A 353-nucleotide genomic window follows, 5' to 3' on the forward strand; every position below is an offset into this window, starting at 1 on the left:
CCCTGGGTGTCGTTGCTCAAATTATTCCGTGGAATTTCCCCATGTTAATGATGGCATGGAAGGTAGCAGGTGCCCTGGCAGCTGGGAATTGTGTGATTCTAAAACCTGCAGAGCAAACTCCCGCATCGGCCACGTTTTTTGCTGAAAAAACTGCCGAACTCTTACCGCCGGGGGTATTTAATGTACTACACGGCTTTGGACCGGAAATTGGAAAACCTCTGGCTTCAAGTCCGCGGGTGGACAAAGTTGCATTCACCGGGGAAACTACTACGGGGCAGTTGATCATGCAGTATGCCTCCAAGAATTTGCATCCTGTGACCATGGAATTGGGAGGGAAATCACCTAACGTCTTT

1 protein-coding gene is annotated in these 353 nt (G+C 49.6%); it reads left to right on the forward strand.

Annotation, left to right across the window (positions count from 1 at the left end; all coding sequences use genetic code 11):
• The coding region (locus HC176_RS17900) for an aldehyde dehydrogenase family protein (protein ID WP_167920354.1) at nt 1-353 on the forward strand (353 nt) is incomplete at both ends.

This window comes from Tamlana crocina, assembly GCF_012037625.1.